The sequence below is a fragment of the Pseudomonas sp. SWRI111 genome (assembly GCF_014268555.1).
Lineage (GTDB): Bacteria > Pseudomonadota > Gammaproteobacteria > Pseudomonadales > Pseudomonadaceae > Aquipseudomonas > Aquipseudomonas hamedanensis.
The window spans coordinates 1-16,924 of record NZ_JABWQQ010000027.1 but is presented as its reverse complement, the minus strand read 5'-3'; the positions used below and the strand labels follow the sequence as shown (position 1 = coordinate 16,924).

Here is a 16,924-nt window from a genome sequence, read left to right as displayed (position 1 = left end):
TCACGCGGGGGGCAAAGCGCAGGCTTGCGGATATGAAAAACCCCTGTAGGCGTGAGCCTGCTCGCGGTAGCGGTATTCCAGACAATGATGATTTGACTGATACACCGCTATCGCGAGCAGGCTCACTCCTACAGGTTTCGAGCCGATTTCGGAGTGATTACACAGCAGCCAGCGCACCCAGCCGGCGATGATGAACGTCCAGATGCCCCTTTATCAGGCGCAGCACTTTGGCTTCGTGCTCATGGATGAAAAAGTGCCCGCCGGCAAACATGTCCACGGAGAAACTGCCGGCGGTCTCCCGGCTCCAGCCGATCAACTGTTCGGTGGTCGCACGGTCCGTGCTGCCGCCAAGCACATGGACCGGGCAATCGAGCAGTGGCCGCTCGACCGGGCGATGGCTGCCGCACAACAGGAAGTCGGCACGCAGGATCGGCAGGGTCAGGCTCATCAATTCCTGGTTTTCCAGGGCCTCGGCGCTGGTGCCCTGCAGCGAGCTTAATTGCTCCAGCAACTCGGCATCGGTTTTGGGGCGCGCCAGGTCACGATCGTATTCGTCGCGCAGACTCGGTGCGGCGGTACCCGAGGCAAACAGCGCCACCGGCGGCGGACAACCCAGGGCGCGCAAGGCGTGCGCCAGTTCAATGGCGAGCAGCGCGCCCAGACTGTGACCGAACAGGGCATAAGGCGCTTGCAGCGAACCGCGCAGCTCACGGGCCAATTGCTGCACCAGCGCCGGCATGTCGGTCTGCAACGCTTCATCGAAACGCATGCCGCGCCCCGGTAATTCCACAGGCTGTAACTTTAGCCACTCGGGCAGTTTGCGCCGCCAGCGGCTGTACACCATGGCGCTGGCCCCCGAATACGGCAGGCACAGCAGTGTCAACTGAGTCACCGCGCTCACCTCCAAAAAATCCATATTGCTAACAGAACGCACGAGCGCGGCTGAAAGTTAACCAGCGCGGTAAATTTCCCCGCACATGGCACGTCTCCTGTTCACGCCAAAACCAACAAGAGGCATCGCCGTGGACCTGCAGACGATTCTGAGTTTACTGTTCGCCAATGCCAGCGCCGTCGGGATTGAAGGGGTCTTTCAATTCGTGTTTGCCCCGCATCAGGCCTTCTGGTCGGAAATTCGCCAGACCACACGCACCGAAGCCGGACGCCATGCAAGCCCGGACGTGACCATCGAAGTGGCGGAAAAAGATTTCATGGGCATCATGGCCGGCACCGCCAACGTCGAGGAGCTGTTCGCCAGCGGTCGCCTGAAGATTGGCGGCAACATGGGCCTGGCAACGATGCTGCCGCAGATCATCGACCATGCGCGCAGCGGTGCCGCCACCGTGGAAAAGGTCGACATGAACAAGCGCTACCCGACACCGCCGCGGGTCAGCGAACGACTGACCGCGCGCCTGCCGGTGCAGACCGTGGTCGAACGCATTGCGCGCAGCGAACTGTCGGTCGAGCAGTTCAAGCGCGATTACCTGCCCAACGGCGTTCCGGTGGTTATCAGCAATGCCCTGCACGACTGGCCACTGTTCAAGCTCAGCCGCGAAGAATCGCTGGTGCATTTTGCCCAATTGCAAGGCATCACCCGCCACGGCGACTACGTGAAAAAGACCTTTTCCACCGAGCGTGATTTTCGCTCCACGTCGATGGCCGATTTCATCGCCTCGCTGGACCGCCCGGCCGTCAAAGGCCCAGACGGCGAGCCGCCGGCATACATGGGCAACAACATTTTGCCGGCGCAGTTGCTGGAACAGATCCAGTACCCGCCCTACTTCGACTCATCGCTGTTCATCCCGCCGCGCATCTGGATCGGCCCCAAAGGCACGCTGACGCCATTGCATCGCGATGACACCGACAACCTGTTCGCGCAGGTCTGGGGCCAGAAGAAATTCACCCTCGCCGCCCCGCATCACCGCGCGGCACTCGGTACATGGTCGACGGCACCACAGGGTGGCCTGGACGGCTGCGACTTCAACCCGGACGCGCCGGACTATGAACGCTTCCCGGCGGCGCGCGAGGTGACATTTCTGCGGGTGACGCTGGAGGCTGGGGATTTGCTGTTCTTGCCGGAGGGCTGGTTCCATCAGGTGGAATCGGTGTCGACGTCGTTGTCGGTCAACTTCTGGGTCAACTCCGGCCGGGGCTGGTAACTCATATCCCCTTGTGGGAGCGGGCTTGCTCGCGAAGGCGCCGGGTCAGTGACATTGATAGTGACTGACCCACCGCCTTCGGGAGCAAGCCCCCTCCCACAATGGAATTTCATTTCAAGTGGCGGAAACTTTGAAACGCTGAAACCAACACCACCGCCCCCGCCGCAATCGCCAGCCAAAACCCGCTGCGCGCGCCAAACGCATCCACCAGCGCGCCCGATCCGGCGGCGCCGATCGCCACGCCAATACTCAACCCCGTCACCAACCACGTCAGGCCTTCGGTGAGTTTGGCCGGCGGCACGATGCGTTCGATCAGGGCCATCGCCACGATCAGCGTCGGCGAAAAGAACAGCCCGGCGACGAACACCGCCAGCGACAAGCCGACAATATTGCTCGCCCACAGCAACGGTAACGTGGTCACTGCCGTCGCCACACCGCCATAGAGAAACAGTCGCGGCAACGGCAGCTTCGAGCGCATCGCACCAAAGGCGATGCCGGCCAGGCACGAGCCGATGGCATACACCGACAAGACAATGCTCGCCGCCGCTGGCTGGCCCTGCTGCTGGGCGAAAGCGACGCTGACCACATCGATCACCCCGACGATGACGCCCATGGCGAGCATCAAGGCCAGCAGCCACTGGACGTCCGTCGAACGAATGATCGACCGCTGATGCTCAGACTCATGCGGATGCACCGGCGGCTCGGTGCTGCGCTGGGCGACGAACACCGTCACGCCGATTGCCAGCGCCAACAACGCCGCCAACGGCCCGGCCTCGGGAAACACCGCGACGGACAAGCCCACCGACAGCGGTGGCCCGACGATAAAGCAGACCTCGTCGAGCACCGACTCCAGCGCATAGGCCGTCTGCAATTGCGGCTGGCCACGGTAGATCTCAGTCCAGCGCGCCCGCACCATCGCCGACATGCTCGGCATGCAGCCGGCCAGCGCGGCGCAGCCAAACAATGTCCAGTTCGGCGCCTGCATTCGCGTGCACAACAGCAGCATCAATAACCCGCCGCCACCGGTCAACGCCGCTATCGGCAGAACCTTCCCCTGACCGTAGCGATCAACCAGCCGCGACACCTGCGGCGCGCAAAATGCCGTTGCCAGGGCAAACGTCGCCGCCACCGCGCCGGCCAACGCATAGCCGCCGGTCAATTGCGCGAGCATGGTGATCACGCCGATGCCGGTCATGGAGATCGGCATGCGCGCAATCATCCCGGCCAGCACAAACGCACGGGCGCCAGGGGCGGTGAACAGTTCGCGGTACGGGTTTGCCATGGGGACTGCCTCATCAAGGGCAGCCAACTTGCCATAGGGTTCAAGCGCGTGGAAGCGGCGAATTGTTAGTGGAATGTGAAGCACTCTTCGCGAGCAGGCTCGCTCCCACCAGTGGATTTGCGGCGCGCACAGATCCTGTGGGAGCGAGCCTGCTCGCGAAGGGGCCAGCGCAATCACCGCATCCACCCAATGAACTCTCAGCGCCTGCCATCAGTCAGCTACTTAAGTCTCTTGAATCAAGGCGTAAATCGTCATGCAGATTTCCCTCGCTCAACAGGTAGCGCTGGTCACCGGCGCCAGCTCCGGCATCGGCCACGCCGCCGCCCAGGCACTGGCCGCCGCCGGTGCCGCCGTCGTCATCAACTACAACAGCAGCGCCAGACCCGCTGAAGAGCTGGCTGCGAAAATCAACGCCGAGGGCGGCAAAGCGCTCGCCATCGGTGCCGATGTCTCGAAAGAAGACGAAGTCGAGCGGCTGTTTACCGAGACAGTCGACGCCTTTGGCTCGCTGGACATTCTGGTGGCCAATTCCGGTCTGCAAAAAGACGCCGCAGCGGTGGACATGACGCTCGACGACTGGAACACGGTGATCGGCGTCAACCTCACCGGGCAGTTTCTCTGCGCCCGCGCGGCGTTGCGGATTTTCCAGCGTCAGGGCGTGCGCGAAGGCGTATCCCGGGCCGCCGGCAAGATCATTCACATGAGTTCGGTGCACCAGCGCATTCCCTGGGCCGGGCACGTCAACTATGCGGCGTCCAAGGGTGGCGTCGATCAATTGATGCAGAGCCTGGCCCAGGAGGTCAGTCACCAGCGCATCCGCATCAACAGCATTGCCCCGGGGGCGATTCGCACGGCGATCAACCGTGACGCCACTGAAGGCGCGGCGGGAGAGAAACTGCTCGAACTGATTCCCTACGGCCGCATCGGCGACGTCGAAGATGTCGCCAACGCAGTGGTCTTTCTCGCCTCCGATCTGTCTGACTATATCGTCGGCACCACGCTATTCATCGATGGCGGCATGAGCCTCTATCCGGGATTTCGCGGCAATGGCTGATCATCATCCGGAACGCCAAAGCGCCATCGATGCCCACGGCATCATTGGCGACATGCGCAGTGCGGCGCTGGTCAACGACAGGGGCAGTGTGGATTTTTTCTGCTGGCCGGAGTTCGACAGCCCGTCGATTTTCTGTTCGCTGCTGGACACCCCTGAAGCAGGGATTTTCCAGCTCGCACCGGACTTGCCCGGCGCCCGGCGCGAGCAGATTTATCTGCCCGACACCAACGTCTTGCAGACTCGCTGGTTGAGTGAACAAGCGGTGGTCGAAATCACTGATCTGTTGCCCATCGGCGACCATGAAGATGCCCTGCCGCTGTTGATGCGCCGCGTGCGCGTGGTCAGCGGAGAGGCGACATTCCACCTGCGCTGCGCGGTGCGCCATGATTACGGTCGCGCCGATACCCAGGCGCAGTGGCACGATAAGGACGTGACGTTCAGCGCCGCCGGCCAGCCGTCACTGCGCCTGGCCTCGGATCAGACGTTAACGCTAGACGCCAACGCGGCGGTGGCGCAGTTCACCCTCAAGCAAAATGAAACCGCCGCGTTCATGCTCGGCGCCAGCGACGACCCGCGCTTCGCCGCAGGGGCCGCTGAACTGTGCCTACAGCGCACCTTGCTGTTCTGGCGCGGCTGGATCGGCCAGTCCAACTACCGCGGTCGCTGGCGAGAAATGGTCAACCGCTCGGCCCTGGCCCTGAAACTGCTGACCTCGCGCAAGCACGGCGCGATCCTCGCCGCCGCCACCTTCGGTCTGCCGGAAACCCCCGGCGGCGAACGCAACTGGGATTACCGCTACACGTGGATCCGCGATGCGTCGTTCACGGTGTATGCGTTCATGCGTTTGGGTTTTGTCGATGAAGCCAACCACTACATGCAATGGCTGCGTGGACGGGTCAGCGATTGCTGCGGCAAACCGATGAAGTTGAACATTCTCTACGCCATCGACGGCCGCCAAGAGCTGCCGGAGACCGAACTGACGCACCTGTCCGGCCACGGCGGCGCAACACCGGTGCGCATCGGCAACGGCGCCTTTGAGCAAATCCAGCTGGACATTTTTGGCGAGCTGATGGACGCGGTTTATCTGGTCAACAAATACGGCGACGCGATTTCCCATGAAGGCTGGAAGCACGTCTGCGAAGTGGTCGATCAGGTCTGTGAAACCTGGCAGACCGAGGATGTCGGCATCTGGGAAATGCGCGGCGAGCAGCATCACTTTCTGCACTCACGCTTGATGTGCTGGGTGGCGCTGGACCGCGCCATCCGTCTGGCCTCGAAACGCTCGCTGCCGGCACCGTTCGCCCGCTGGGATAACGTTCGGCAAGCGATATACGCCGACATCTGGGACAACTTCTGGAATGAGGAACGCGGACATTTCGTCCAGCACAAGGGTGGCACCGCGCTGGATGGCTCGATGCTGTTGATGCCGCTGGTGCGCTTCGTCAGTGCCAAGGACCCGCGCTGGCTGTCGACGCTCGCAGCAATCGAGAAAAGTCTGGTGCGCGACGGCATGGTTTATCGCTACCGCAACGACGACGGCAATGTCGATGGCCTCAGCGGCACCGAAGGCGCATTCGCCGCATGCTCGTTCTGGTACGTCGAATGCCTGGCCCGCGCCGGGCAAGTGGAAAAAGCGCATCTGGAGTTTGAACAGTTGCTCAGGTATGCCAATCCGCTGGGGCTGTATGCCGAAGAGTTCGACAGCCATGGGCGGCACTTGGGCAACACGCCGCAAGCGCTGACGCATCTGGCGTTGATCAGTGCGGCGAGTTTTCTGGATCGCAAGTTGAGTGGGGAAAAGAGTTCCTGGCAGCCGTAAATCTCGCCACCGTCTGTAGGACATATTCCACAAAACTGTGCTTTACCAGGCCAAGTCCTACGCAGCCATCAGCAGAATAATTCCCTTTGTGGCGAGGGAGCTTGCTCCCGCTGGGTCGCGAAGCGGCCCCAAACCCTGCGTCTCCATCCGTCCAGAGGGACCGCATTGCCTGGCTTTGCGCCTGCTGCGCAGCCGAGCGGGAGCAAGCTCCCTCGCCACAAAACCCGCCTGTCATGGGGATTACACCGCCTCAACATCCCTTGGACTATTCTCCCCCTGCAACTTGCAGTCACACCCGGAAATACCCTGTTGCCAGCGGTTACATCCGCACCTACCATCCAACGCAACGGGCACAGCGGAGCTGTCCAACCACCCCCGAATTCAAGGAACCGGAATGCCTCACCACGTCCAGCGCAGCATCGACTCCCCTCTTCGCACCGGGCTGACCCGCACCCAGCTCTGGGAAGCCGCCGATAAAGGCCTGATCAAATGCTGGGAAATCGGCCGCCAGCGTGCCGAGCGCTTTCCCGATCTGGCTCAGCGATGCCTTGCAGGCGAATTGCCGGTACTCGGCTGGAAAGGTGGCGTCAGTCGCAGCCTGAAGAAAAACGAGAAATACGGCTCGCTGAAATATCTCGCGCAGTGGCAGGGTTTGCGTGGTGAGGATCTGGATATTGACTTGGCTGAGGAACGTTCGCTGACATGCTCGCGGACGAACATGAAAGTGACGTTTACCCCGGATCGGACCAAGTATTTCAATCAGGTGGCGGAAGTTGAGGCTTAAGGAGAGGCAGGGATGGTCGACTTACATCAGGAATTTCAAAACAGCCGCTTCTTCCACGAAGCGCGGATTGACAGGCGTTCAGCAGACGCACTCGCAGGCATCGCAGTCGGGCTTGCGGCGGACGGCAAAATTAATCAGCAAGAAGCCGAGTTCCTCAAGAACTGGATTGAAACGCACTTGATCCATCTGGAAGATCCGGTGGTCAACATTCTCTATAGACGTCTGGCCAGCATGCTTAACGATGGGGTACTGGATGCCGACGAGTCTGTGGAACTGTTGGGACTGCTCCATCAATTCACTGGTTTGCCCGTCGGCGCCGCAACAATGTCATATGCGCCGACGAGCCTTCCTTTCGATACTCCCGCCCCAGAACTAAGTTTGCCTAATCGAGTGTTCTTGTTCACCGGCGTAATGTCGTATGGACCACGCAAGGAATGTGAATCCTTGATTGTCGAGCGAGGTGGACTGATCGGTAGTTCCGTCAGTAAGAAGGTTCACTATCTCGTCGTCGGCAACATCGGCAACGAACAATGGCTCCACAGTAGCTACGGCCTCAAGATTAAAAAAGCCGTTGAGCTGAGAGAAAACGGTATACCGATCGCTATTATTGGCGAAGATCACTGGTCGAAAGTGTTGTTCGGATAAGTCGATTTCAAGATGCTGCGTGATCCGCAGCGCTAACCGAAAACCGCTCGCGATAGGCCTGTGGCGTGACGCCAATAGCACGGAGAAAACTGCGCCGCAGTGTTTCTTCACTGCCAAACCCGCAATTGGCTGCGATGCGTTTGACCGGCAGGCCGGTATCGCTGAGCAAACGCCGCGCCGTTTCCACCCGGATCAATTCGATGGCCCGGGCCGGGGTCTGACCGGTGTCGGCGCGGTAGTGGCGGATGAAGCTGCGTTCGCTCATGCCGGCCTGTTCGGCCAGCGTGGGAATGCCGAGGTCGCACGCAAGGTTTTCAGCGATCCAGGCGTGCAATTCATCGAAGCGGTTGCCTTGATTTTGCAGTGACAGCGTGACGCTGAACTGTGACTGCCCGCCCGGTCGTTTGAGGAACACCACCAAGTGGCGCGCGACGTCCAAGGCGATGTCGCGACCGAGGTCCTCTTCGACCATCGCCAGCGCCAGATCGATGCCGGCCGTGACCCCGGCCGAGGTCCACACCGGGCCGTCATTGATGAAAATCGGATTGGCTTCGACGCGCAGCCTGGGATGTTGCTGCGCCAGTTGTTCGCAACGCGTCCAGTGCGTTACCACGCGGCGGCCGTCGAGCCAGCCACTGGCCGCCAGCAGAAAGGCCCCCGTGCACACCGAGGCCACGCGGCGGCAGCCAGCGGCATGTTCGCGCACCCAATCGACCAATGGCGCATCTTCAGCCGCCGGATAAATGCCCCAGCCACCGGCGATGATCAGCGTGTCGCTGGGCGCCTGCGGCAGCGGTTCGGCCAGCACCGCCAGCCCCGCCGACGACATCACCGCCCCGCCCTCGCTGGCAATCACGCTTGGCGCATAAGGCGTCGGCAAGCCGCGCTGACGGGCAAGATCGTTGGCCGAAGCGAACACTTGCAATGGCCCGGTGACATCGAGGATCTGCATGTTGGCGAACGCGAGGACGTGAATGGCTTTGGGCATTTGGCGTAATTCGTGGGGTGATTGGCGTATGCGCCAGAACCTACGCGCCTACAGTCAAGCCGTCCACCCCCTCAATGGAGAAAAACACCATGACGTTGCAGATCGGTTTTCTGTTGTTTCCGCAGGTCCAGCAACTCGACCTGACCGGCCCGTACGATGTGCTCGCTTCGCTGCCGGGGGTGCAGGTGCATCTGGTCTGGAAAGACCTGATGCCGGTCACCGCCAGCACCGGCCTGCTGCTCAAACCGACGACAACGTTTGAAGACTGCCCTTGCCTGGACGTGATCTGCGTGCCCGGCGGTGGCGGTGTCGGGCCGCTGATGGAGGATGAACAAACGCTGAACTTCATCAAACGTCAGGCCGCACAGGCCCGTTACGTGACTTCGGTGTGCACCGGCTCGCTGGTGCTTGGCGCGGCCGGCCTGCTGAAGGGCAAACGCGCGACCACGCACTGGGCGTATCACGATCTGCTGCCGACGCTGGGGGCGATTGCGGTAAAGGATCGGGTGGTTCGCGACGGCAATCTGTTTACCGGTGGCGGGATTACCGCCGGGATCGATTTCGCTCTGGTGCTGGCGGCAGAACTGGTCGATGCCGACACGGCGCAGCTGGTGCAATTGCAGCTGGAATATGCGCCGGCACCGCCGTTCAATTCGGGTAGCCCCGAGGCCGCGCCGAGTGCGATTGTCGATGAGGCGCGCTTGCGTGCGGCGCCTTCGTTGAAGTTGCGCACGGAGATTACCGAGCGCGCGGCTGCCAGGCTCAACCTGCGCTGATCTCGAACGCCCACCGAATCCTGATTGAAATAATGATCCACCATGTGGGAGCGGGCTTGCTCGCGAATGCGGTGTCACAGATACAGTTATGCCGACTGACACACCGCTTTCGCGAGCAAGCCCGCTCCCACAATGGGTTTTGTGTCGAACCGTCAGATTTGCGACGTTCCCCATCCCCGCCACACCTTCACTTGTCCCCACCCCCTCGCCCGTGTAGAAAGCCCCTTCCAGAATTTCGCACAAGGACTTTCGATGAAGGCGTTGCCATGGCTCTATCTCGCGCTTCTCGGCCTCGGTTACGGATTGGCCCTGAGCTACGGCCAGCTCGGCTGGCTGGCACTGATCTCTGTCGGGCTTTTGTTATTCGCCGCGTTCGCTGTGCGCCAGCAACAGGTGCCGGTTGCGCGTTGGCTCGGCCATGGCCTGTTTATCGTGCTGGCTCTCGCGCTGGCGATGCACTGGCTGCCAGGTTTCGCCAACGGTCGCGCCATCGACCCGCAACGTTTCACGGACGATGCTGTGCCATTCGCGATGTACCTCAACCTCGACAAACCGCTGATTGGCTTCTGGCTGTTGCTGGTCTGCCCGTGGATTGTCGCGCGACGTTCGTTGCGCCTGAGCGTCTATGCCACCGCCCTCGCCCTGAGCGCGGTCCTCGCCCTCGGCGGCGCATTGTTGCTCGGCGTGATCACTTGGGCGCCGAAGTGGCCTGATCAGGCCTGGCTGTGGGTGCTGAACAATCTGCTGCTGGTGACGCTGGTCGAGGAAGCGCTGTTTCGCGGCTATCTACAGGGCGGACTCAGTCGTCGCCTCAAACACCTGCCCTACGGCGACAACCTCGCGCTGCTGTCGGCTTCGCTGTTGTTTGGCCTGGTGCACGCCGGCGCCGGCTGGACCTGGGTGTTGCTGGCGGGACTGGCCGGGGTCGGCTATGGTCTGGCCTACCGTTTCGGCGGACTGGGCGCGGCGATCGCCACGCATTTCGGCCTGAATCTGCTGCACTTCGGTCTTTTCACCTATCCGATGCTGGCCAGTTGATGCAAGCGCCGTTTTGCGACGGCCTACTTAAATCTGAAAAAAAACTTCAATAAAAACCTGTCAGCGCCGACAACCTTTCAAAGCCTTGCGGATTGAAAAACCATGCGTAACAACCAGCCCATTACACAACGCGAGCGGACTTTTCCTGCTCAGCAACGGTTGATTTCCACCACCGATGCCAAGGGCGTGATCACCTACTGCAACGACGCGTTCGTTGAAATCAGCGGGTTTTCGCGGGAGGAACTGATCCGGGCGCCGCACAATCTGGTCCGTCACCCTGACGTGCCGTCGGCGGTGTTCTCGCACATGTGGGGCACATTGAAACAAGGCTTGCCATGGATGGGCATTGTCAAGAATCGCTGCAAATCCGGTGACCACTACTGGGTTAACGCCTACGTCACACCGGTGTTTGATGGCAGCCAGGTGATCGGTTACGAATCGGTGCGCGTCAAGCCCACCGCCGAACAGATTCGCCGCGCCGAAGCGCTCTACCAACGCATCAATCAGGGCAAGTCGGCGATTCCTTCGACGGACAAATGGCTACCGATCCTACAGGACTGGTTGCCGTTCATTCTGGTCAGCCAGTTGAGCTTCATGATCGGCGCGACGCTCAACTCGCAGTGGGGCTTCGCCCTCGCCGCCGGTTTGTCGGTGCCGCTGGGCCTGATGGGCCTGCAATGGCAACAGCGCGGACTCAAGCGCCTGCTGCGCCTGGCCGAACAGACCACTTCCGACCCGCTGATCGCGCAGATGTACACCGACAGCCGTGGCGCGCAGGCGCGTCTGGAAATGTCGATCCTCAGCCAGGAAGCCCGCCTGAAAACCTGCCTGACCCGTCTGCAGGACACCGCCGAACACTTGACCGATCAGGCCAAGCAGTCCGACGCTCTGGCGCACAACAGCTCGACCGGCCTGGAACGCCAACGCGTGGAAACCGAACAGGTCGCCACCGCCGTCAACCAGATGGCCGCCACCACCCAGGAAGTCGCCAGCCACGTGCAGCGCACCGCTGACGCCACCCAGGAAGCCAATCGCCTGACCGGCCGCGGCCGCGACATCGCTGGCGAAACCCGCGAAGCCATTCAGCGCCTGTCCGTGGTCGTCGGCGAAACCGGCCTGACCGTGACGCAACTGGCCAAGGACAGCGACGAAATCGGCGGCGTGGTCGACGTGATCAAAGGCATCGCCGACCAGACCAACCTGCTCGCCCTCAACGCCGCCATCGAAGCGGCGCGTGCCGGTGAAATGGGCCGTGGCTTTGCCGTGGTGGCTGACGAAGTTCGCCAACTGGCGCAACGCACCAGCGAATCCACCGGGCAGATCCATGCGCTGATCGCCAAGCTGCAACAGACAGCGTCGAGCGCCGTGCAAACCATGGAAGCCGGGCATCGCCAGGCCGAAGAAGGCGTAGCGCGGGTGCTGGAAGCGGATCAGGCACTGGTCGGCATCAGCGAAGCGGTCGCCAACATCACCGACATGACCACCCAGATCGCCGCGGCGACCGAAGAGCAAAGTGCCGTGGCTGAAGAAATCAGCCGCAACATCAGCAATATTTCGGAACTGGCGGACCAGACCTCGGAACAGGCGCATAACTCGGCGTTGCTGAGTGAAGAGCTGACCAAGACTGCGAATACACAGTATTCGTTGGTGGCGCGGTTTAACCGCTGACAGCAAAAGATCGCAGCCTTCGGCAGCTCCTACAGATAATCGATGTAGGAGCTGCCGCAGGCTGCGATCTTTTAACCTTGAAAGCCCGGACGGCGAAAGCTGCCCGGTTTTTTTTGGTTCCGGGATTGCTGACGTCTGGCAGACCGCTATCGCGAGCAGGCTCACTCCTACACTGGATCTGCGGTGGCCACCCATTATGTGTCCGGCCACGGCCTCCTGTAGGAGTGAGCCTGCTCGCGATAAGGCCTTTTATACCTCACAGGATCATCACTCCATGTCCAGTCGCTTCCGAGCATTCTCGAGCAAGCATCCGCTCATGGTTTTTTCGCAATCACACCCGCCATGTATCCATGCAAATCACGAAAAATCCTTAACGCTCCAGATATGCGCCGGGATCTTCACGCCGTTCTCCTGCAAGTTTTTCGGTATTAGATTGCCGTTCGGGCGCAGGAATTCGATCGCCACGATAGTGGCACATTAATAGCCGCTACCCCTTCAGAATTCCTGCATGCGGACGACAACCTCCGCAAATCCATTCCTTGTTATGAGTCCTTCATGAAGAAGTTCGCTGTCCTGATGTTCGCCGTTCTGTTCCTGGCCGGATGCGCCAACCAGAAATTCAAGCCCGAATACCGTACCCAGATCCACACCGTGAAAATCCTCCCGGTGTCATGGAAACCCCGGGAAATGAGCTATATGGGCCGCGAACAAGCATGGGGCGCCGCCATTGGCGCGGGCGTCGGCACCGGCGTAGGGCTGGCGGCGGGCGCTGGCAAAATCGGTACGGCGGCACTCGGCGGTGCCGGTTTTGCCGCTGGTTTGAAGGCCGGCGACCTGGCCTCCATGTCGACTGTCGATGCGATTCTGTACAACATGGAAACCGCCAACATCAACCTCGGCGACTTGGTGAAAAAGAGCTTCGAAGAAAAACTCGCCGCCAGCGGCCGCTTCAAAATCGTCGGCGACAACGAACCAGCGGACGCGCAGATTGAACTGACCGTATTCAACTGGGGCTTCGCCCTGACCCAGGGCTTCAGCAGCGTGGTTTACCCGACCATCGCGGTCAACGGTGTGATGAAGCGCGGCGACGAGTTGATCTGGCAGCGCAACGAGCCGATCACCGCGTTTAACGGCGCCAACACCTACGGTTATGAGCCGCTGCGCTATCGCACCGAACCGGAACTGGTACGCACCGCGTTGACCGGTGTTTCACAGATTGTCGGCGACTATCTGGTCAAGGATTTGAACGAGTAAGGGTGATGGCGCTGCGCTGAGCCCAAGCAGGGTTATATGAATCGTAATGCCTCTTTCAATCGATCCCCCGGAGAGTTCTGTGCAGCGCATCATTCTTTGCATCAACACATTGCTGCTGGCCGCTTGCGTCACCCAGCCCAAAAATACCGACCGCCAGGCAGTGTTGCTGGCCCAGCCGTTGACGCCCAACAGCCTGATGCGTGAAGGCGAAGTCATCAACTTTCAGGTGATCGAGCCGCGCGATCCGCAATCCGTGATGGTACAGCGCTTCCAGTACTCGGCGGCCTGCAACACGGCGCAGATCAAAGTTTGTGGAGTCTGGCAAGCCGCCATCGCGAGCAGGCTCACTCTTACAGTTGATCTGCGGTGATCGCAGATTTTGTGCCTGATCACGATCCCCTGTAGGAGCGAGCCTGCTCGCGAAGAGGCCTTCCCTGCCGACGACGACCTCACTCAAGCAATGCAGACACTGCCTACAACTCGCCCAGAATGCGCCGACTGGTGCTCGCTGAGGCTAGGTTCTATCGTTTGCCGGTCAAAACTTATTCACATAAGCTGGTCAGCATGAATACACATCCTTCGGAGGCTCCGATGGCCACCACCCGAAAAACCGACAAACCCAGCAAAAAGGAAGTTCGCGAAGAACTGACATTCCTTGATGTTCGGCAAGCCGCGCGTGATGGGCAGAAAGTGTTCGATAAATTTGTGATCACTGGCAGGCTACTCATTACCGAGTAAATCAAAAAGATCGCAGCCTTCGTCGGCTTTTGCACGGTAACTGTAGGAGCCGCCGATTGCTGCGATCTTTAGATCTTGGAAGCCCGGACGGCGAAAGCTGTCAGGGCTTTTTGTTTTGATCTGAAATAGTGGGGTCTGGCAAGCCGCCATCGCGAGCAGGCGAAGGCCTACATTGGGTTTGCGGCGACCATAGATTGTGTGCCTGATCACGATCCCTGTGGGAGCGAGCCTGCTCGCGATGAGGCCATAACAGCCAGCGAAATTATTGAGGCAACTTCAGCTTATCCAGCAACCGATTGACCAACAGCTCGTTGAGCATGATCACCGGTTGCAGCGCCAGCAGCGGTTTACGCTCCGGGCCGCCTATCGAGTTGGCGATATTACCGGCCATGGCATGCGCGTATGAAAGCGACTCGCAGGCCTCGATCAACAGGGTTTCGTCATCCAGCGAGGGATCGACAACATAGACGGGGCGATATTTTGGCGAACCTGGCGGTGCTGCCAGGTCTTCAAACGACGGGTGGCGGCCATGCGCGGGTTGGTAGACCGGTCGATACGGAAACCCGGCGCTCACGAATGAGCCCCACGCATGTCCACCATATAAAACGCAGCCGCAAAAAGAGACTGAATAAGGTGGCGCCATACGGCGGTACCGAAGCGGGCTACCAAACCCGATCGCTGAAGTTGTCAGTGACCGAGAAACGATAAAGCCAACCTCATAGCCGTGTAAGCCGGCGGATTCTGGCGTACGCGTAGCTAATGACGCAAGGTGTTGTAGCCCTTGTGGCGTAACGGTTCGTGTCTTTTAAACACTTCAGAAAAAATTACGGTTACCCGTGCGATGCAACCGCCCTATGAAGTATTTTGCGGCGAAACCCGTCACTCTGGGCGTAATAACCGATAAAAACAACCTGTCAACTATTACAGTAGCCATCAACATTGAACACTTCTAGTGTGGGGTCATAAAACCACGACGTTCACACCGTGCGAACGGGAGGGAGAACAACATGACTGCCGAAAATGTTTTTATTTCACGCCCTGGTACCGAGGACCGGTTTAACTGGAATTACGGCAGCGACGTTATAAACGCAACAACAGTGCTGCTGTTCGAAACCCAATTCCCCGGCAGCCCGATTTCATGGAATTTCCTTGGTATGACCGGTACGGATGGCGCCGGGAATGTGCACGGTTATCACTTAAGTATTCACAAAGCAGAAGACCTCATTGAGCGAACGTTTACGCTGGCAGATGGGCTCTTCTGCAGGTTTTTTAAATCCCAAAAAATAGGTAGCTCTTATGGTCGATCCTATACATCGCCCAACCGCGCTGAACTAACGCTTAGATTCGATCTGACCACGGGCATCGCTGTCGGCGATTACAACGCTTTTTTCAGATCCACTCCGGAAGCTCGCCAAGTACCAAGGGGGACCTTTAAGCTGAGCCTTTACAATCCCGAGCACTCTCAAAGGCCCAGTACCGAAGAAATATACAAGTTACAAACAGCGTATCGTCTTTCTGAAAGGCGTAATGATCGCAGCGAGCGATCATCACTTCGTAAAGACAGCCTAGATAACGGCACAACGTTGCTGTAGCCCTTGCGCCGTAACGATTTTTGTAGCTCAAACATGCTTTCCGAGTGATTTTAAAGCGCAGACGATGCCGCATATAGCTGGGTCTTGTGAATTGTCTGGAAGGCAGTTTTCGGGAGCAGGCTCGCTCCCACTTTGGAAATGATCGAGAACACAGTTTGTATCCGACGACAACCCCCTGTAGGAGTGAGCCTGCTCGCGAATAGGCCATAACAGCCGGCGAAATTATTGAGGCAACTTCAGCTTGTCCAGCAGTCGATTGACCAACAGTTCGTTGAGCATGATCACTTTTTGCAGCGCAAGCAGTGGTTTGCGTTCCGGGCCGCCTATTGAATTGGCGATGTTGCCGGCCATGGCGTGGGCGTATGAAAGCGACTCGCAGGCTTCGACCAACAGGGTCTCGTCATCCAGCGAAGGATCGACAACATAGACGGGGCGATATTTTGGCGAATTTGGTGGAGCCGCCAGGTCTTCGGGCCTGAGGTAGTAATCGAGGGCGCGGTCGGTGGCTTCTTTGACTTTTTGCGGGTCGAGCGCGCGGTCGTGGGGGATTGGCGGGTTGGGGGTTACTTTGAACATGGGCGTGCTCCAGTTTCGGATATCGGGAGCCAGCACCCTCGCTACCAAACGAAGGGTGGTGGCCATACGCAGGTTGGTAGACCGGTCGAAACGGGAAACCCGGCGCTCGCAAAGGAGCCCCACGCATGCCCACCATAAAAGCCGAGCCCCGAATCGGGACTGCATACGGTGACGCTAGACAACGGTTTCGACGCGGGCTACCAAACCCCATCACTGTTTTTCAGTGACAGACAAACGATATAGCCCACCGCCTAACCACGTAAGCCGGCGGATTCTGGCGTACGCGTAGGCAACGGCGCAAGGAGTTGTGGCCTGGATGGCGTAACGGATCGTGTAGTTTAAACGTGGTTATTTGATGATGTTTAAGTGCTGGGATTGCCTTTGACAGTCAGATGGCTTGATGTCGTCTGGAAGAGAGCTTTCGCGTGCAGGCTCGCTTCCACAGTTTTTGGCTGCTTGATATTGATGTCTCGATGCAGGACCTAGTGTGGGAGCGGGCTTGCTCGCGAAGGCGGTGTGTCAGGCAACCGAGAGGTTGGCTGTGCAGGCCTCTT

General features: G+C 59.6%; 17 protein-coding genes and 1 pseudogene. 12 read left to right on the top strand and 6 right to left on the bottom strand.

Going from position 1 to position 16,924, the window contains the following annotated elements; genetic code table 11:
* Window positions 1–157 precede the first annotated feature (157 nt).
* A complete protein-coding gene (locus HU755_RS23895; protein WP_186637165.1) occupies window positions 158–892 on the bottom strand; it encodes an alpha/beta fold hydrolase in 735 nt (244 codons plus the stop codon).
* Between the two features lie 130 nt (window positions 893–1,022).
* Here HU755_RS23895 and HU755_RS23890 point away from each other — a divergent pair, with 130 nt between their 5' ends.
* Entirely contained in the window at window positions 1,023–2,156 is a 1,134-nt protein-coding gene (locus tag HU755_RS23890; RefSeq protein WP_186637164.1) for a cupin-like domain-containing protein, read from the top strand.
* Between the two features lie 109 nt (window positions 2,157–2,265).
* On the opposite strand, the gene HU755_RS23885 is transcribed toward HU755_RS23890, so the two are convergent.
* A complete protein-coding gene (locus tag HU755_RS23885) occupies window positions 2,266–3,438 on the bottom strand; it encodes an MFS transporter (protein WP_186637163.1) in 1,173 nt (390 codons plus the stop codon).
* Between the two features lie 253 nt (window positions 3,439–3,691).
* Here HU755_RS23885 and HU755_RS23880 point away from each other — a divergent pair, with 253 nt between their 5' ends.
* The 4 genes from HU755_RS23880 (at window position 3,692) to HU755_RS23865 (ending at window position 7,740) form a co-directional block, all read left to right on the top strand.
* Window positions 3,692–4,492, top strand: a complete 801-nt coding sequence (locus HU755_RS23880; protein ID WP_186637162.1) for an SDR family oxidoreductase — start codon at window positions 3,692–3,694, stop codon at window positions 4,490–4,492.
* Window positions 4,485–6,311 carry a glycoside hydrolase family 15 protein gene (locus HU755_RS23875; protein WP_186637161.1) on the top strand — a complete coding sequence of 609 codons (1,827 nt, stop codon included), beginning with the start codon at window positions 4,485–4,487 and terminating at the stop codon, window positions 6,309–6,311. The genes HU755_RS23880 and HU755_RS23875 overlap by 8 nt, the downstream gene beginning before the upstream one ends.
* Before the next feature lie 394 nt (window positions 6,312–6,705).
* Window positions 6,706–7,095, top strand: coding sequence for a hypothetical protein (locus HU755_RS23870; RefSeq protein ID WP_186637159.1), 390 nt, complete (start codon window positions 6,706–6,708; stop codon window positions 7,093–7,095).
* Between the two features lie 12 nt (window positions 7,096–7,107).
* Window positions 7,108–7,740: a BRCT domain-containing protein gene (locus HU755_RS23865; RefSeq protein WP_186550974.1), complete on the top strand. Its 633-nt coding sequence runs from the start codon at window positions 7,108–7,110 to the stop codon at window positions 7,738–7,740.
* Window positions 7,741–7,747: 7 nt separating this feature from the next.
* Here the strand turns inward: HU755_RS23865 and HU755_RS23860 are convergent, their stop codons facing one another.
* Entirely contained in the window at window positions 7,748–8,728 is a 981-nt protein-coding gene (locus HU755_RS23860; RefSeq protein WP_186637157.1) for a GlxA family transcriptional regulator, read from the bottom strand.
* A gap of 89 nt (window positions 8,729–8,817) precedes the next feature.
* Between HU755_RS23860 and inhA the strand changes: the two genes are divergently transcribed.
* The 3 genes from inhA (at window position 8,818) to HU755_RS23845 (ending at window position 12,210) form a co-directional block, all read left to right on the top strand.
* Window positions 8,818–9,504 (top strand): isonitrile hydratase, encoded by a 687-nt coding sequence (gene inhA, locus HU755_RS23855; RefSeq protein WP_186622426.1) that lies wholly within the window; start codon window positions 8,818–8,820, stop codon window positions 9,502–9,504.
* Between the two features lie 252 nt (window positions 9,505–9,756).
* On the top strand, window positions 9,757–10,542 hold the full coding sequence (locus HU755_RS23850; protein WP_186637155.1) for a CPBP family intramembrane glutamic endopeptidase: 786 nt from the start codon (window positions 9,757–9,759) through the stop codon (window positions 10,540–10,542).
* 102 nt (window positions 10,543–10,644) lie between these two features.
* A complete protein-coding gene (locus tag HU755_RS23845; RefSeq protein WP_186623115.1) occupies window positions 10,645–12,210 on the top strand; it encodes a PAS domain-containing methyl-accepting chemotaxis protein in 1,566 nt (521 codons plus the stop codon).
* Window positions 12,211–12,524: 314 nt separating this feature from the next.
* On the opposite strand, the pseudogene HU755_RS27580 reads toward HU755_RS23845, so the two are convergent.
* A pseudogene (locus HU755_RS27580) lies at window positions 12,525–12,678 on the bottom strand (cytochrome C); the annotation flags it as partial.
* Window positions 12,679–12,765: 87 nt separating this feature from the next.
* Here HU755_RS27580 and HU755_RS23840 point away from each other — a divergent pair.
* From HU755_RS23840 to HU755_RS23830, 3 genes are all read left to right on the top strand, one after another.
* Complete coding sequence (locus HU755_RS23840) at window positions 12,766–13,464, top strand: hypothetical protein (protein WP_093102949.1); 699 nt, start codon at window positions 12,766–12,768, stop codon at window positions 13,462–13,464.
* A 79-nt stretch (window positions 13,465–13,543) separates the two neighbouring features.
* Entirely contained in the window at window positions 13,544–13,834 is a 291-nt protein-coding gene (locus tag HU755_RS23835) for a hypothetical protein (RefSeq protein WP_186637152.1), read from the top strand.
* 221 nt (window positions 13,835–14,055) lie between these two features.
* The gene (locus HU755_RS23830) at window positions 14,056–14,202 is read left to right on the top strand and encodes a hypothetical protein (RefSeq protein WP_186623113.1); all 147 of its coding nucleotides are present in this window, start codon (window positions 14,056–14,058) and stop codon (window positions 14,200–14,202) included.
* Window positions 14,203–14,464: 262 nt separating this feature from the next.
* Here HU755_RS23830 and HU755_RS23825 read toward each other — a convergent pair whose 3' ends face one another.
* Entirely contained in the window at window positions 14,465–14,776 is a 312-nt protein-coding gene (locus HU755_RS23825) for a hypothetical protein (RefSeq protein ID WP_238350039.1), read from the bottom strand.
* 433 nt (window positions 14,777–15,209) lie between these two features.
* Here HU755_RS23825 and HU755_RS23820 point away from each other — a divergent pair, with 433 nt between their 5' ends.
* Window positions 15,210–15,794, top strand: a complete 585-nt coding sequence (locus tag HU755_RS23820; protein WP_186637149.1) for a hypothetical protein — start codon at window positions 15,210–15,212, stop codon at window positions 15,792–15,794.
* 222 nt (window positions 15,795–16,016) lie between these two features.
* Here HU755_RS23820 and HU755_RS23815 read toward each other — a convergent pair whose 3' ends face one another.
* Window positions 16,017–16,370, bottom strand: a complete 354-nt coding sequence (locus HU755_RS23815; protein WP_186637146.1) for a hypothetical protein — start codon at window positions 16,368–16,370, stop codon at window positions 16,017–16,019.
* Window positions 16,371–16,924: the final 554 nt, after the last annotated feature.

What these genes read in the sequence shown, in the direction of transcription:
- HU755_RS23885 (WP_186637163.1), bottom strand. Translation starts at nt 3,438, where the DNA reads ATGGCAAACCCGTACCGCGAACTGTTCACCGCCCCTGGCGCCCGTGCG.
- HU755_RS23880 (WP_186637162.1), top strand. Translation starts at nt 3,692, where the DNA reads ATGCAGATTTCCCTCGCTCAACAGGTAGCGCTGGTCACCGGCGCCAGC.
- HU755_RS23875 (WP_186637161.1), top strand. Translation starts at nt 4,485, where the DNA reads ATGGCTGATCATCATCCGGAACGCCAAAGCGCCATCGATGCCCACGGC.
- HU755_RS23870 (WP_186637159.1), top strand. Translation starts at nt 6,706, where the DNA reads ATGCCTCACCACGTCCAGCGCAGCATCGACTCCCCTCTTCGCACCGGG.
- HU755_RS23865 (WP_186550974.1), top strand. Translation starts at nt 7,108, where the DNA reads ATGGTCGACTTACATCAGGAATTTCAAAACAGCCGCTTCTTCCACGAA.
- HU755_RS23860 (WP_186637157.1), bottom strand. Translation starts at nt 8,728, where the DNA reads ATGCCCAAAGCCATTCACGTCCTCGCGTTCGCCAACATGCAGATCCTC.
- inhA (WP_186622426.1), top strand. Translation starts at nt 8,818, where the DNA reads ATGACGTTGCAGATCGGTTTTCTGTTGTTTCCGCAGGTCCAGCAACTC.
- HU755_RS23850 (WP_186637155.1), top strand. Translation starts at nt 9,757, where the DNA reads ATGAAGGCGTTGCCATGGCTCTATCTCGCGCTTCTCGGCCTCGGTTAC.
- HU755_RS23845 (WP_186623115.1), top strand. Translation starts at nt 10,645, where the DNA reads ATGCGTAACAACCAGCCCATTACACAACGCGAGCGGACTTTTCCTGCT.
- HU755_RS23840 (WP_093102949.1), top strand. Translation starts at nt 12,766, where the DNA reads ATGAAGAAGTTCGCTGTCCTGATGTTCGCCGTTCTGTTCCTGGCCGGA.
- HU755_RS23830 (WP_186623113.1), top strand. Translation starts at nt 14,056, where the DNA reads ATGGCCACCACCCGAAAAACCGACAAACCCAGCAAAAAGGAAGTTCGC.
- HU755_RS23820 (WP_186637149.1), top strand. Translation starts at nt 15,210, where the DNA reads ATGACTGCCGAAAATGTTTTTATTTCACGCCCTGGTACCGAGGACCGG.
- HU755_RS23815 (WP_186637146.1), bottom strand. Translation starts at nt 16,370, where the DNA reads ATGTTCAAAGTAACCCCCAACCCGCCAATCCCCCACGACCGCGCGCTC.